We start from the raw sequence: 15,602 nt of genomic DNA, 5'->3' as shown, positions 1-15,602 counted from the left end.
AAATCTTGTAATTATTTAGTTGTAAAGTAGTTATCCAAATCTAATAAAATAAATTTGAATAGTAGCGTAATTAAAAAAGGTTTGTTTTTATTTTTTATCGTAACCTAATATTTTTAAAACATCTTCAGCAGTTTGCTGTTCTGAGAATACTTCGGTAGCTAATATACCATTTTCATCTCTATCTATTAAAATATGTTTAGGTTGTGGAATCAAACAGTGATGTAATCCTCCGTAACCACCAATTGTTTCTTGATACGCTCCCGTATTGAAAAATCCAATATACAAAGGTTTTTCCTTATTGTATTTAGGTAAGTAAATGGCATTCATATTCTGCTCAGAGTTGTAATAATCGTCGCTATCACAAGTCATTCCTCCTAATAACACTCTTTCGTAAGTATCATTCCAACGATTTACAGCTAGCATGATAAAACGTTTGTTGATTGCCCAAGTATCAGGAAGAGTGGTAATGAAAGAAGAGTCAATCATGTTCCATTTTTCTCTATCATTTTGCTGTTTTTGATACAAAATCTGATAAATAGCACCGCCGCTTTCTCCAACTGTGAAAGATCCAAATTCGGTAAAAATATTCGGAACATCAACTTCAGCTTCGTCACAAGCAATTTTAATTTGATTGATGATTTCGTCAATCATGTATTGATAATCAAAATCAAATGCAAGTGAATTTTTTATAGGGAAACCACCACCAATGTTCAATCCGTCTAACGATGGACATTCTTTTTTTAAGGCAACATATACTTTAATACATTTTACTAATTCATTCCAGTAATACGCATTATCATTTATTCCTGTATTGATAAAAAAGTGCAACATTTTCAGTTCCAAATTTTTATTTTCTTGAATTTGTTTTTTATAAAAACTAACAATGTTTTTGTATCCAATTCCAAGTCTTGAAGTATAAAACTCAAATTTAGGTTCTTCCTCGGCAGCAATACGAATTCCAATTTTAAATTTTCCTTTAATTTCTGCTTGCAGTAAATCTAATTCTTCGTAATTATCAATGATAGGAATAGTATTCTTATGACCGTTGTTGATCAATCGAGCAATATTTTCTACATATTGATCTCTTTTGAAACCATTACATATTACATAAGTGCTTTTATTGATTTTACCATTTTCAAGTAAATTCTCAACAATATTAATATCAAAAGCAGAAGAGGTTTCAATGTGAATATTGTTTTTGAAAGCCTCATTCATGATATATTCAAAATGAGAACTCTTGGTACAATAGCAGTAAAAATATTTAGCTTCGTACTTATTTTTTTCCATCGACTTTCTAAACCAGCCTTTGGCTTTATTGATATTGTTTGATATTTGAGGTAAATAGGTGAATTTTAATGGCGTACCATATTTTTCAACCAAGCTCATCAAATCGATATTGTGAAACTGAAGATTGTCTTTATTAAGTTTGAATTCCTCTTGAGGAAAATAGTAAGTTTGATTGATTAAATCAGAATATTTTGTATTCATTAGATTTTTTGAATTTTAGAGATTAGAATATTTTAAAACAAATAAATCTATAATTCAAACCCGAATATTAGCATAAATAATCTGTAATTTCTCATGATCAGATTTCAAGTACTGAAAAATATCAAAACTAAAGTTTCCTTTAATAGAATAAAAGCGTTTCAATATCCTTAGAAAAGACATATTGTTTCGCGTTTTATTAGAACTATAATTGGGTTTATTTTGACACTTTTTCATTGATGCAAATGTAAAAAAATATTATAAACAGTATGCTTCCTTTTTATAAAAATAAAATTAAGATTTATAATCCTCAAAGGCATTAAGAATTAATTCATTTTCAACGGATTGATTGATCTTTATTTTTCCGATACCTTCTATCAAAGCAAACTGTATCGTACCATATTCATTTTTTTTGTCATGAATAAGTAAATCAAGGATAGGTTCGATGTCATTATCTTCAAAAATAATAGTTTCATATATTGATTTTAGGCTTGCTTTTATTTGATGATACTCTGCTTTACTAATCAAGTTTTTGTGCAAAGCAATATAACTTTCTAAAATCATTCCTACGGCAATCGCTTCTCCATGCAATAAAGTAGTTTTATTTTCATTTTCTAAAAAGTAACTTTCTATTGCATGCCCTAAAGTATGTCCAAAATTCAAAGATTTTCGAATGTTTTTTTCTGTAGGATCTTGAGTTACAATTTCATTTTTAATTTCAACGGAACGGTATATTAGTTGATCAAAATCAGCAAAATCAATGGCTTTCAAATCCAAAAATTGCTCCCAATAGTTTTTATCATAAATTAAACCGTGTTTTAGCATTTCGGCTAAACCGGATCGCATTTCGTTCTGAGACAGTGTTTCAAGATATTGAGTATCTATAAGAACCAAACTAGGAACGTTTATAACTCCAATTTGGTTTTTTAAATTGCCTAAATCAACTCCGTTTTTTCCTCCAACTGATGCGTCTACCATCGCTAACAAAGTAGTGGGAATGTTGATAAAATCTATTCCTCTTTTGAAGGTAGAGGCTACAAAGCCACCTAAATCCGTAACAACTCCACCACCTAAATTAATTATAAGAGTTTTTCTATCAGCTCCAAGTTCCGTTAGTACGTTCCAGATTTGAACGCAAGTTTCGATGTTTTTATTCGATTCTCCTGCTTCAAATTCAATTATTTCAATGTTTAAATCCGTTTCTAAAAGAGGTAATAAATTTGGTAAGCAAGACTCATTTGTATTGCTATCCACTAAAATAAAAAGATTAGAATATTTGTTTTCTTTTAAATGAAGGTTTAAAGCTTCGTATGCTTTTTCGTTGAAATGAATTGGATATCCGTTGGCTTGAATTGATTGCATCTTAAATAATTTATAGTAATGGCAAAATAAGGTAATTTTTGCTGAATAATATTTAAAACTCTCTTTATATTTGTACAAAAATTTCACAAAAAAATGGAAAAAATATTCGATAATACACAAGTTGCATTTTCATTAAAAAGCGATACGGAACTAGATAGAGCTTATTTTCTTTTTAAAATGATTGACAATCAACCTTTAGTTAGGATAGGAACTGCAGTTACTAATTTTGCCTTAAAAGCAAATCTTCCTGTCGAAGGATTGATTCGTGCTACTGTTTTTGACCATTTTTGTGGTGGTGTAAATGAAGATGACTGTTTATCCGTAGTTGATAAAATGTATACTAAAGGAGTTTCGTCTGTTTTGGATTATTCTGTTGAAGGAAAAGAAGAAGAAAATCAGTTTGATGCTGCATTAGAGATGACGCTAAAAACTATTGAATTTGCCAAAGAACGTAAAGCGATCCCATTTGCTGTTTTTAAGCCAACCGGTTTTGGACGTTTTGAACTGTATGAAAAAATTGGAGAAAAAACAGCTTTAAACGCAGATGAACAAGCAGAATGGAATAGAGTAGTGGCTCGTTTTGATTTAGTTTGTAGCGAAGCACATAAAAAAAATGTAGCCTTATTAATTGATGGCGAGGAGACTTGGATGCAAGATGCAGCTGATGATTTAGTAACTGATATGATGCGCAAGTACAATAAAGAGAAAGCAATTGTTTTTAATACCTTACAATTGTACCGTTGGGATCGCTTGGATTATTTGAAAAAATTACATGAAAAAGCTAAAAATGAAGGTTTTTTTATTGGAATGAAATTAGTTCGCGGTGCCTACATGGAAAAAGAAATTGCAAGAGCAATAGAAAAAGGATATCCGTCTCCAATTTGCGAGACTAAAGAGGCTACTGATAAAAATTATGATGATACGGTGCGTTATATGGCTGATCATTTGGGAATGATGTCCATTTTTGCAGGAACACATAACGAATTGAGTACTTATAAGCTCATGGATATTATGAAGGAAAAAGGAATAAACGCCAATGATGACAGATTCTGGTTTGGACAGTTATATGGCATGAGTGATAATATTAGTTACAATCTGGCTGCTAATGGCTATAATGTGGCTAAATATCTTCCATTTGGTCCTGTAAAGGATGTTATGCCGTACCTCATTCGTCGTGCTGAAGAAAATACTTCAGTAGCAGGACAAACGAGTCGTGAATTATCAATGATCAAATCAGAGAGAAATAGAAGAAAAGGGAAATAATTTTCAGTTTTAACGAGTCAGAATTTTAAATATACAAAAAAGCTCCAATTGAAAAACTGGAGCTTTTTGCTTTAGTGTTATTTCTAATTTCTATATCAATTTGAGATGGTCATGAATAGCAATAAAATATTTTATATTTCGATTATTGTAAATTTTTACTTTGGAACCCAATGTTTTTCTATCTAATCACCCTCTCCTTTGGAGAGGGATGGGGAGAGGATTCTAAGTAGTACTAAACTGTAAGTTGCTTAAATTTTTATAAATCCCGTTTTCTAAACCAATTAACTCTTGATGGGTTCCTTGTTCAGAAATCACTCCATTATCCAACACTAAAATTTGATCAGCGCTGCGAATTGTAGAAAGACGGTGAGCAATTATAATACTTGTTCTTCCTTCCATCAAAATTTCTAATGCTTCTTGAACTAATTTTTCACTTTCGCTATCTAAAGAGGAAGTGGCTTCATCTAGTATTAAAATACTTGGATTTTTAAGTAAAGCGCGAGCAATAGCAATACGTTGTCTTTGTCCTCCTGATAATTTAATTCCTCTTTCACCTACAATCGTTTCAAATTTCTCCGGAAAACCTTCAATAAAGTTAAAGGCATTGGCTTGTTTTGCTGCCAAAAGAATTTCTTCATCTGAAGCATCTGGTTTTCCATAAGCGATATTTTCTTTTATGGTTCCTCCAAAAAGGATTACATCTTGAGGAACAATACTCATATTTCCACGTAAGTTTTCTAAATCGAAATCAGAAATGTTTTTTCCGTCAATTAATATTTCTCCACCTTCGATATCATAAAAACGTAATAATAACGAGGCAATAGTCGATTTTCCTACACCACTAGGTCCTACTATTGCAATTTTTTGACCAAAATTAGCGGTAAAGTTTACATTTTTTAAAACTTTGATTTCTTTTCTAGATGGATAACTGAACGCTACGTTTTTGAACGTTACGTTTCCTTTTATTTTTTCAAGAGAAGTATTATTTTTAACGGCATTTATTTTTTCAGGAGTTTCCTCTAATAGTTCAAAAACTCGTTCCGTCGCACCAATGGCTTTTTGCATTTGAGCATACAATTCTGCAATTCCACCAGAGGAAGCGCCTACATAACTAGAATACAAGATGAAGGTGAATAATTCTCCAACGGTAATTTCTCCTGCAATACTTAACTGTACGCCGTACCAAACTACCGCTACAATAGTTCCGAACAAACAAATAATGATAAAAGAGGCAAAATAACCTCTAAGTTGACCACCTTGAATAGCAATTTTTACAACTTCCTTAATTCTCTCTTTATAACGTGCTATTTCATACCATTCATTAGCGAAAGCTTTTACAATACTTATACCTTGCATGGTTTCCTCAACCACAACCTGACTTTCGGCAACTTGATCTTGCACTCTTTTAGAATATTTTCTAATAAATCTACCAAAAAATACCGCTGCAACACCTACTAAAGGCACTACAGAAACCATCATAATGGTTAATTTGACATTGATGCTTGCTAACATAATAAAACTTCCAATGATCAATATAAATTGACGCAGAAATTCGGCTATTGTTGTAGTTAATGTATCTTGTATTTGTGTAATGTCATTGCTTATTCTACTATTTAATTCTCCAACGCGTTTTTGAGAGAAAAACGTCATTGGTAATTTTACTAAATTAGTATAAAGAGCCAACCGAACATTTGCCAAGGTATTTTCGGTAAAATTGACAAACAAAGACAATCTAAAAAAGGAGAAAACGGATTGCAATATCAATACCAATCCAAGGCCAAGTGCAATTTGATTGGCTAAATGGCTGTCTTTTTTATTGACACAATCCACTAGCATTCCCATAAATTTAGGAAAAGCCAATGCCGTTACACTGGTTAGTAATAAAAAAACAAGACCAACATAGAATTTCCAGCTATTATTGCCTGCATATTTAAAAATTATTTTTGCTTTATTGAGTGAACTTGCTGTAATTTTTGATTTTGGTAAATCATTTTCTTTGAATCTTCCCATTTTTTTTTATTTGTGAAGCAAATGTAAGACTATAAGAAGTGAATACAAAAAAATGATTCAGATTCATTTCTTATTTAAAATGCTGTTAAAGAGTGTGAAAGCAAATTTCGGAAAAAAAATATCAATTTATTTTAAAATAATGCTTGTGAAATCGAAATGGAGCTGTATATTTGCACTCGCAATAACGAAAGACATTGCAACCCGAAAGGGCGATTAGCTCAGCTGGTTCAGAGCACCTCGTTTACACCGAGGGGGTCGGGGGTTCGAACCCCTCATCGCCCACCAAGAAACTCCTTAAGAAATTAAGGAGTTTTTTTATTTTATGAGTTTTATAAAAGATAGAATTATTGTAAAATTTCGTTTTAAATCAAAAAAAAGCCACTTTCAAAAGTGGCTTTTTTAATTACAACATAAAATTTATTTTTGAGAAAGCTCTCTAGTTAACCAACCACTGCGACCTGCTGTTGCAATGGCATAAGGTGGAATCCAGAATAAACCAAAAGTATATAAAACACTATAAGCATAGGCCCACAATGATTCTGCTGCGCTGTATCTTTTAGCATAAAAAAGAACAGGAAAACTAGACACAATAAGTATTCCTAAAAGTGTAGAACTTATAAATAGTAATGGATGAACCACTATAAAAAACAACATAAAAATTAAAAAAGGGTAGGTCATTACTAATGTTAAAAACTGATTAATGAATAACAATCTAGTTCCCGCTTTAGATTCCTTTTTAAAGTCGGTAAATACATATTTGGCCATGGCCAGGTTTTCACGAACATTACTTCTTCCCCAACGAATGAACATTTTATACAATCCTTGGTATTTTTCTGGAACGTCTGTTAAAACTAGTGCATTTCTTTGAAAAAGTACTTTTTTCCCTTGTTTTAAAATCATATTTGTCATTGCTCTGTCTTCACCAATATCCGATGCGCTTCCCATAAAAGTTTGATTAATCCACTCTGGAAGGCATTCAAAAACAGCAGAACTTCTATAAGCAGCCAAGGCTCCAGGAGTACAAAGTACACTTCCTAATTGACTTTCAACAGATCGTACAAATTCAAAACTCATTACAAAACTCACATTCAACATTTTAGGTAAAATAGCAGTTTTATTGTTTAGTACACGAACATTTCCAGCTACAGCACCACAATTGGCATCTTTTACAAATGGACTAACTAAGTTTCTTAAAGTATCCGTTTTAATAATTGAATCACTATCAATAGTAACAAATATTTCACCAGTTCCTAAATTAAATCCACGGTAAAGTGCATGTCTTTTTCCTTTGTTTTCCGGTTGTTGAAAAACAACTATTTGATCTCCTAATTGTTCTTTAGCTTTATTCATCCAATACCAAGTATCGTCTTTACTACCATCATCGATCGCTAGAATTTGTAATTTATGTTTTGGGAAATCACTATTAGCAATACTTAATAAAGTTTGAAAAACTAAATTTCCTTCGTTATAAGCGGGTACAATTACGGTACAAGTAGGCAATAATTCGTCACTGACAGAGGCAATAGGCTTATATTGTAAGTACAAATAAGCATTATATAGTAAAAATAAAACCTTAAATACAAGTAAACCCGTTGTTATGATAAGAAATGTTAATCCGATAGGAGAGTTGATTCTGCTTTGATTAAAATTATAAAAATGGGGTTGCAAAAAATATACTAATGCAGCACCACCAATCAATAATAGCATTGTAGCTAATAAAACAATTCGATTGGCAATAGCACTTTTTGAAGTGGTAGTTTTAGGTGTAGATGCTATTTCCTTATTAGCAAATAAAATGTCAGCGGTTGTTATGGTTTGTGTTCTCATGGTAAAGGACTAAAATGATGTGTAATTATTTTTTAAATATTTAGCAATTTTTGTTCCTAATCGATTTCTAATTGTAAATCAAACACTTGCAAATACTATTACTATTTATCACTGTGTAAAAATTACCCACTTTGAGACAATTACTCATTATTTGTGGTGTGTAAATGATAAAAAATGACTTAAAAAAAATCTAATACTAAAATCTTATTTTGAATAATATCATATAAATTATAAATGGATTATTACAAAAAAAACCTCCAAAGGTTGCTCTTTGGAGGTTTTATATAATTATTTGATAAACTGTTAATCAACCAAACAAATAACAAAAGTAGTTTTGTTATTATCCTTTCGGTAAGCCAAATAGCCACCATGCGATTCGATTATGTTTTTAGACAAGGTCAAGCCAATTCCGGCACCTTCCTTACGAGTTGTAAAAAACGGCAAGAATATTTTATTTTCAATCTCTTTTTCAACACCATTTCCATTATCTGAAATGTATATAAAAACTCTGTTTTCTTTAGCTTCAGCCGATAGATAGATTTGCTTTTTTGACACTTCTTTTAAAGCATACTTGCAATTGGTAAACAGATTGATCAAAACTTGTTCTATTTGTTGAAAATCAATATTTAAGTTATGGTTTAAAGCAATAGTGTTAATCACTTCAATTTGTTCTTGTTTAAAAAGTGGCGCCATCAATTGTAGACTATTGTGAATGAGGTCGTGCAACTTGATTTTTTCTTTTTTGGGAGAAGGCAACATCGCTAATTTTCGGTAACTTTCTACAAACTGCTGCAAATGATCGCTTCTTCTAAGCATTGCCGCTACACTATTTTTCATGTCGTCTAAATCTTCTGTAGAAATGGTTTCTTGTTGTACTAAATCTTGTAAATTTTGCGAAAGCGATCGAATAGGAGTGATCGAATTTAAAAGTTCATGAGAAATGACTTTCATCAAATTAATCCACGCTTCTTTTTCTTTTTTCTCAATCACATTTTGGATAGAATCTAATAAAACAATAAAATAATCTTGATTGTAAATTTCACTTCTTGAGGTTTGTAACGCAAAAGTTTGGTTATCTTGCTGATTGACACGTATTTCTAATGAGGTTTTAAGTTCCTGAAATTGATGATCTTCAATGATCTGGCACAAAGACGGCAATTGATTTTTAAGATATTTCCACTTGGAAACCTTAGGAACCTGAAAATGTTTAGAAAAGTAATCATTCATCAAAAATATTTTCCAATCGGTTTCTTCTTTTTGTAGAATAATAATTCCGCTATCTATATTATTTAAAATCGAACGATACACAATGTCTTTTGAAGTTTCTTCTTTTTGCTTGTGTTTTAAACTTTCATATAAATGAAATAATTCTACATAGTTTTTATAGCCGCTATAAGTTGAATAATCAGCAGTAAAATCATTTTTTAAGATAGAAGTAATGGTTCTGTCGTAAATAGAAAATACATTTTTAACATGAAAATAAAGTTCTATAACAAGCAATACTACGATGAAAACTACAAAAGTAGAAGTGAAAATAAGTTCTTTTTCAAATAGAAAAATAGACATTGCACTCATTAAAAGAATCAGAATCAATCGTGCAAAAAGCAGATTGTAAATTTTAAAAGATTTAAACATATTAATTAGTGCTAATGTTATGTTTTTCTAAACGGCGGTACAATGCACCTCTTGATAATCCTAAGTCTTCTGCCGTTTTACTGATATTATTGTTGTTTTTTAAGAGCGCTTTTTCAACGGTATTTTTTTCAATTGACCAAAGTTGATGATCGGTTGTATTTTCATCGTACGCGGTTAGTTGGTCTAAATCTAAGTCAGAAACAGTAATTGTATCGTTCTCACATAAAATTACTGCACGTTCTATTCTGTTTTCCATTTCCCGAATGTTACCATTCCAAGCGTGTTTTTCGATTGCATCGATTACTTTTTCGTCAAAAGTAATGGCTTCTCGCTGATATTTAGAACTCATTTTTTTCAACAGATATTCTGCCAACGGTATTTTATCAGCGTCTCTTTCTCGCAAAGGTGGTAAGATAATTTCCATCGTGTTAATGCGGTAATACAAATCTTCTCGGAAATTTTTGTGGGCTACTTCTTCCTTCAAATTCAAATTTGTCGCAGTAATAATCCTTACGTTCAAAGGTCTAGCTTTCGATTCACCTAATCTAGTTACTGTTTTGGTTTGAATAACTTGCAGTAGTTTTGATTGTAAATGAAGCGGCACATTTCCTATTTCGTCTAGAAAAATCGTTCCATTTTGAGCCATTTCAAAACGTCCAGGTGTATCTACTTTAGCATCCGTAAAAGCACCTTTGGCATAGCCAAAGAGTTCACTTTCAAAAATATTGGTGTTTAAAGAACCTAAATCAACATGAATAAATGGGTTTTCCTTTCGTTCGGATTGACTAAAGATATAATGTGATAAAACAAATTTTCCGGTTCCATTTTCACCTAAAATCAGCACATTTGCATCGGTTTTGGCTACTTTATCCGCCACAGCGTAAACTTTTTTTATTACTTCTGAAGTTCCTGTAAAAAACTCAATATCGGAGTAATTAGAATCGCATTTCTTTTGGTCTTTACGGGATTTGTGTACGGCTTGTTTGACTACTTCGAGCAATTTTTCATTTTCCCAAGGTTTCAAAATATAATCAAAAGCGCCCGATTTTAATCCTTCGACAGCGGTTTCTACTTTACCAAAAGCCGTCATTAAAATGACTACAGTTCGTGGCGAAAGTGTTTTTATCTCTTTCAATAAATACAAACCCTCTTTACCATCTTCAAAACCTATTCGGTAATTCATGTCTAATAAAACGACGTCAATCTTATTTTGAGCTAATAAATCGACTACATTTTTTGGATTGCTAAGGGTGAAAATAGTTTCAAAATGTTTTTTCAAGAACATTTTTGAAGCAAAAAGAATGTCTTCTTGATCGTCGATTATTAAAATGGAGGCATTTGTTTTTTTCATTTACGGCGTATATTTTATTTTTTAAGCTTCTATTAAAATAGTGTCAATTATAATAGTGTTCGTTTACGGACAAATAGTGTTCAATAATGGACATATAGAATAATTTTTTAAATGCAAATAACTGAAATTTAAATTGTTATGATTTATAAATCAGTGGCATGAAATTCCCTTTACACTTATCAAATTAGCAACAATGGATACCATTATTAAAAGTAAAAGTAACAAAAAAAAGTACGTATTAATCGCATTACCAATTATCTTGATTGTTGGATATGTTGTTTTTACATCGGCAACAAAAAAGAGAAGTCTTACAATTAAAAGAAATGAAATTTCAATAAAATCAGTCGAAGATAATTATTTTGAAGATTTTATGTCTTTTCAAGCAAAGGCAGTTCCACTAAATTCGATGTTGATTAATATCATTGAAGGTGGATCTGTTCAAGAAATTTTTGTCGAAAATGGGGATGAAGTAAGCAAAGGACAACCGTTAGCAAAATTATACAATCCTAATTCAGAATTGGCGTATATGCAACAAGAAACCGCTATTATTGAGCAAATTAATAATCTGAATAAAGCGAAACTCGATTTAAGAAACCAAGAATTAAATCTCAGTAAAGATTTGATTGCAATAGAACACGATTATTTAGATGCCAAAAATTTATATGATTTGAATAAAAATTTATTTGAACAGGAAATTTTAGCTAAAAGCGAGTGGAACAAAACCAAAGAAAATTTTCGTTTTCAACAAGAGCGAATGGGAATTATAAAACAAAGTGTAAGTAAAGAAAAGCAAGCCAATTTAGTGCAAATCGGACAATTCAATCAATCAATTGGAGTGATGAATAAAAGTCTTGAAATTTTAAGAACTAACAAAAAGAACTTTCTGGTTACGGCGCCACTTTCCGGAAGATTGTCTTCATTTGAACCTATTCTTGGAAAAAATTATCCTCAGAATTCTACCATTGGAATTATAGATGATCGAAAAGGGTATAAATTAGTCGCTGATGTGGATGAGTTTTATCTGGACCGTATTTCAGAGAAGCAAAAAGGAACGGTTATTTTTGACAATAAAAACATAGAAGTTCAAATAACTAAAGTAATTCCAGAAATTAAAAATGGAAGATTTTTAGTCGAACTGGATTTTATATCAAAAGAAAAATTGGATTTAAAGCAAGGATTAAGTTTTGGTGTAAAACTAAATTTATCTGAAAAAACGAAAACAATTGTCGTTTCTAAAGGAAGTTTTAACGAAGAAACCAATGGAAAATGGATTTTTGTAGTCAAAGGAAACCAAGCAGAAAGAAGAGCCATTAAATTAGGAAGAGAAAATCCGTTGTATTATGAAGTTTTGGAAGGATTAAAACCGGGAGAAAAAGTCATTACTTCCTCTTACAAAGATTACAAGCAAGTAGAAGTTTTAAATTTAGAATAAACAGAATTGAATTGCACGTAGTAATTAGTTCTTAGTAAATAGTTAGTAAATAAATAACATCAATCAAAAAACGAATAGTATGATCAAAATCAAAAACCTTTCAAAAGTATTTAGAACCGAAGAAATTGAAACCAAAGCTTTAAGTGACGTATCATTAACCATTAATCAAGGTGATTTTATTTCGATAATGGGAGCATCAGGAAGCGGAAAGTCGACTTTACTGAATATTGTGGGATTATTAGACAGCGCTTCTAGCGGAAGTTACCAATTACTCGATCAGGAAATGGTGGGTTTAAAAGAAAAGCAAAAATCGAAGGTGAGAAAAGAAAATATTGGATTTATTTTTCAAAACTTCAATTTGATCGATGAATTATCGGTGTATGACAATATTGAATTACCGTTGATTTACAACAAAATTCCTGCAGCAGAAAGAAAACAAAAAGTAGAAGCAATTGCTGAAAAACTGAATATTTCACACCGATTGAAACATTATCCGCAACAACTTTCTGGAGGACAACAGCAGCGCGTTGCAGTAGCAAGAGCATTAATTAATGATCCAAAAATTATTCTTGCCGATGAACCTACAGGAAATTTAGATAGTAAAAACGGAAATGAAGTAATGGAATTATTGACGGATTTACATGCCAATGGCGCTACCATTTTGATGGTTACACACTCTGATTATGACGCTTCTTTTTCGCAAAAAACAATATTGATGAAGGACGGAATAGTACTTTCTGAAAAAACGAATAGTCGTAATGTTGATGTACTAATCACTTCATAAATTTTTGAATCATGCTAAAAAATTGGATAAATATATTTTTCTATCACATCAAAAACAATAAGCTTTTTACAGTTTTAAATGTTTTGGGTTTAGCGATAGGAATAGCAGGATTAATTTTTGCCACGCTCTATTGGAACGACGAGCAAAGTTACAATGAATGGAATCCTGAAAAGAACAATATTCATATGGTTATAAATAAGGTAAATAATGAACAATGGCCTTATACAGTTGGTACTCTTGGTAAATATTTTGACGGTGATCCAAATATTGAAAGTTATAACTACAGTTTTAATTGGTACGATTCGGAATTGTTTAGTTATAATGGAAAGAAGCAAAAAATTGAAAAAGCATTTAATACTCAAAGTAAATTTTTCGACTATTTTCCATTTCCCTTCATTTTTGGAAATGATAAAAATGCGCTTAAAGATGATTCGTCTATTGCTATTTCTGAAAAAATTTATAAGATTTTTTTCAACAATGAAAATCCAATAGGTAAACAAATTAAGTTTGGTAAAAATTTTTACACTGTAAATGGCGTATATAAAAATGAAATGAAAAGTTCATTTGCACCTGATGTAGTACTGACGGATAATTTTAAAAAAATCATTACGAAGAATTTAGATCAATGGGAAACTTTTAATTTTTGCTTACTTCTCAAGCTTAAAACTAATGCTAGTAAAGAAGCGGTTGAACGTAAGATTGAAAAACTTTTTATAGAAAACGTTATAAAAAAAGAAGCAAATGAAGCCAATATTACTTTAGAACAGCAAATAAAAGAACACGGAATCGTGGCAATACATCTAGAAACCCTAAGCGATGCGCGTCTTAATTCAGAATTAAATGAAAATTGGGGATATCCTGAAGGAATCGGTAATTATCAATACTTAATTATAACGGTAGTATTATCTATTTTGATAATGATTCTTTCCATTGTTAACTATGTCAATTTAGCTAATGCAAGTGCTATAAAAAGAGCTAAAGAAGTTGGTATGCGTAAAATATTAGGCGCAAGTAGAAGAAATATTATTGCTCAATTTATATCTGAAACTATCATAATAGTACTAGTTTCTATTCTTTTTGCATTAGTAATTGTCGAAATATCATTGCCGTTTTACAATGAATTATTAGAGAAGGATTTAAAAATGTACGGAAGTGAGTTTTATTTACAATTGCTCTTTATTTTTGGAATTGTGGTTTTTCTCGGTGGATTTTTTCCTGCACTTTATATCTCAAGTTTTGAAACTCAAAAAGTATTAAAAGGAAACTTTAACAGGAGTAAAATGGGAATTTGGTTTCGAAACAGTATGTTGGTTTTTCAGTTTGCAATAGCCGTTTTTTTTATTATCGGATCAACAATTGTTTATCAACAAGTCAGCCATTTGACCAATAAAAATTTAGGTTTTAAAGGTGATAAAATTATTGAAATTGATTATCTCAAAAAGTTTGACACACATTCTGATGAAAGTTATCAAAATGAATTTTTAAGGGATTACCTGAGAATAAAAGATCGATTAGCCAAGGTAAAAGGAGTTAGTCAAGTTGCTACTGGCAATTTTTCTTTTGGAAAGGGAGCACGTTCTTCACGAGATTATTTATATCAAAATGCTAATGTTCAAGGATTAAATATGGCGGTTGATTTTGGGATGCTGGAAATGATGGACATCAAACTAAAAGAAGGAAGATATTTTAATAATAAATATGCTTCAGATACCATAAATAACGTAATTATTAATGAAACTGCAGTGAGAATTTTAGGAATCAGACAACCAATAGGTAAAGAAATAGTTTCTGGTGATGGAGAAAAATTAAAAATAATAAGCGTTGTAAAAGACTTTAATTTAAGAGGACCACAAGAAAAAAAAGCACCAATGATATTTGTGCATTTAAAAACATTTCCGTTGATGGCGCAAAACGTGAATTCAATTTTTGTAAAAGTAAATACAGCGAATATTGAAAATACTATCAACGATATTGAGCAATTTTGGACTACAAAAGTAGACACTGAATATCCGTTTTCGTATGAATTTGTCGATAAAAAATACGCACGGTCCTATAAGGAATATGTGAAACAAAAAAATCTTTTCTCTTTATTAAACGTAGTTGTTATTGTCATTGCGCTGTTTGGTTTATTCGCTTTGGCTTCCTATTCGATAGAAAGACGCATGAAGGAGATTGCCATTAGAAAAACACTTGGTGCTGAAACTAATGTTTTACTAATAGAACTTTCCAAACAATATATTTTGTATTGTATAATAGGTTTTTTAATCGCCTTGTTTCCGGTGTATTATTTATTGAATAAATGGTTAGAAAACTTCGCTTATAGAATCGAAATTTCAATTTTCCCTTTTGTAATAGGATTTGTTGCTTTGCTATTTTTAACGCTAGTTGTAGTGCTATCAAGAGCGTATCAAGCCACAAGAGTCGATGTATTAAAATATTTAAAATACGAATAA

Annotated in this window: 10 protein-coding genes and 1 tRNA gene; 5 read left to right on the top strand and 6 right to left on the bottom strand. The window is 31.0% G+C overall.

Annotation, left to right across the window (positions count from 1 at the left end; translation table 11 throughout):
• Positions 1-87: 87 nt before the first annotated feature.
• On the bottom strand, positions 88-1,488 hold the full coding sequence (locus MW871_RS12565) for a type III PLP-dependent enzyme domain-containing protein (protein WP_188050920.1): 1,401 nt from the start codon (positions 1,486-1,488) through the stop codon (positions 88-90).
• Positions 1,489-1,779: 291 nt separating this feature from the next.
• A complete protein-coding gene (gene aroB / locus MW871_RS12560) occupies positions 1,780-2,847 on the bottom strand; it encodes a 3-dehydroquinate synthase (RefSeq protein WP_248428888.1) in 1,068 nt (355 codons plus the stop codon).
• 93 nt (positions 2,848-2,940) lie between these two features.
• Here aroB and MW871_RS12555 point away from each other — a divergent pair, with 93 nt between their 5' ends.
• Positions 2,941-4,110 carry a proline dehydrogenase family protein gene (locus tag MW871_RS12555; protein ID WP_210646466.1) on the top strand — a complete coding sequence of 390 codons (1,170 nt, stop codon included), beginning with the start codon at positions 2,941-2,943 and terminating at the stop codon, positions 4,108-4,110.
• Between the two features lie 222 nt (positions 4,111-4,332).
• Here MW871_RS12555 and MW871_RS12550 read toward each other — a convergent pair whose 3' ends face one another.
• Positions 4,333-6,120, bottom strand: coding sequence for an ABC transporter ATP-binding protein (locus MW871_RS12550; protein ID WP_248428887.1), 1,788 nt, complete (start codon positions 6,118-6,120; stop codon positions 4,333-4,335).
• 207 nt (positions 6,121-6,327) lie between these two features.
• Between MW871_RS12550 and MW871_RS12545 the strand changes: the two genes are divergently transcribed.
• Positions 6,328-6,405: transfer RNA gene (locus tag MW871_RS12545), tRNA-Val, on the top strand.
• A 132-nt stretch (positions 6,406-6,537) separates the two neighbouring features.
• On the opposite strand, the gene MW871_RS12540 is transcribed toward MW871_RS12545, so the two are convergent.
• The 3 genes from MW871_RS12540 to MW871_RS12530 form a co-directional block, all read right to left on the bottom strand.
• Positions 6,538-7,947: a glycosyltransferase family 2 protein gene (locus tag MW871_RS12540; RefSeq protein WP_188050924.1), complete on the bottom strand. Its 1,410-nt coding sequence runs from the start codon at positions 7,945-7,947 to the stop codon at positions 6,538-6,540.
• Positions 7,948-8,250: 303 nt separating this feature from the next.
• Entirely contained in the window at positions 8,251-9,513 is a 1,263-nt protein-coding gene (locus MW871_RS12535; protein WP_345799462.1) for a sensor histidine kinase, read from the bottom strand.
• Positions 9,514-9,583: 70 nt separating this feature from the next.
• A complete protein-coding gene (locus tag MW871_RS12530) occupies positions 9,584-10,933 on the bottom strand; it encodes a sigma-54-dependent transcriptional regulator (protein ID WP_248428886.1) in 1,350 nt (449 codons plus the stop codon).
• 193 nt (positions 10,934-11,126) lie between these two features.
• On the opposite strand from MW871_RS12530, the gene MW871_RS12525 reads away from it, so the two are divergent.
• The 3 genes from MW871_RS12525 to MW871_RS12515 all read left to right on the top strand — a co-directional run bounded on the left by MW871_RS12525 (position 11,127) and on the right by MW871_RS12515 (position 15,602).
• The gene (locus tag MW871_RS12525) at positions 11,127-12,365 is read left to right on the top strand and encodes an efflux RND transporter periplasmic adaptor subunit (RefSeq protein WP_248428885.1); all 1,239 of its coding nucleotides are present in this window, start codon (positions 11,127-11,129) and stop codon (positions 12,363-12,365) included.
• A 79-nt stretch (positions 12,366-12,444) separates the two neighbouring features.
• Positions 12,445-13,149 carry an ABC transporter ATP-binding protein gene (locus MW871_RS12520; RefSeq protein ID WP_188050928.1) on the top strand — a complete coding sequence of 235 codons (705 nt, stop codon included), beginning with the start codon at positions 12,445-12,447 and terminating at the stop codon, positions 13,147-13,149.
• 11 nt (positions 13,150-13,160) lie between these two features.
• Positions 13,161-15,602: an ABC transporter permease gene (locus MW871_RS12515; RefSeq protein ID WP_248428884.1), complete on the top strand. Its 2,442-nt coding sequence runs from the start codon at positions 13,161-13,163 to the stop codon at positions 15,600-15,602.

This window comes from Flavobacterium pygoscelis (assembly GCF_023162025.1).
GTDB classification, from domain to species: Bacteria; Bacteroidota; Bacteroidia; order Flavobacteriales; family Flavobacteriaceae; genus Flavobacterium; species Flavobacterium pygoscelis.
The sequence above is the reverse complement of the archived record's forward strand: the minus strand, read 5'-3'. Positions and strand labels throughout refer to the sequence as shown.

What these genes read in the sequence shown, in the direction of transcription:
- MW871_RS12550 (WP_248428887.1), bottom strand. Translation starts at nt 6,120, where the DNA reads ATGGGAAGATTCAAAGAAAATGATTTACCAAAATCAAAAATTACAGCA.
- MW871_RS12535 (WP_345799462.1), bottom strand. Translation starts at nt 9,513, where the DNA reads ATGTCTATTTTTCTATTTGAAAAAGAACTTATTTTCACTTCTACTTTT.
- MW871_RS12540 (WP_188050924.1), bottom strand. Translation starts at nt 7,947, where the DNA reads ATGAGAACACAAACCATAACAACCGCTGACATTTTATTTGCTAATAAG.
- aroB (WP_248428888.1), bottom strand. Translation starts at nt 2,847, where the DNA reads ATGCAATCAATTCAAGCCAACGGATATCCAATTCATTTCAACGAAAAA.
- MW871_RS12525 (WP_248428885.1), top strand. Translation starts at nt 11,127, where the DNA reads ATGGATACCATTATTAAAAGTAAAAGTAACAAAAAAAAGTACGTATTA.
- MW871_RS12530 (WP_248428886.1), bottom strand. Translation starts at nt 10,933, where the DNA reads ATGAAAAAAACAAATGCCTCCATTTTAATAATCGACGATCAAGAAGAC.
- MW871_RS12565 (WP_188050920.1), bottom strand. Translation starts at nt 1,488, where the DNA reads ATGAATACAAAATATTCTGATTTAATCAATCAAACTTACTATTTTCCT.
- MW871_RS12520 (WP_188050928.1), top strand. Translation starts at nt 12,445, where the DNA reads ATGATCAAAATCAAAAACCTTTCAAAAGTATTTAGAACCGAAGAAATT.
- MW871_RS12555 (WP_210646466.1), top strand. Translation starts at nt 2,941, where the DNA reads ATGGAAAAAATATTCGATAATACACAAGTTGCATTTTCATTAAAAAGC.
- MW871_RS12515 (WP_248428884.1), top strand. Translation starts at nt 13,161, where the DNA reads ATGCTAAAAAATTGGATAAATATATTTTTCTATCACATCAAAAACAAT.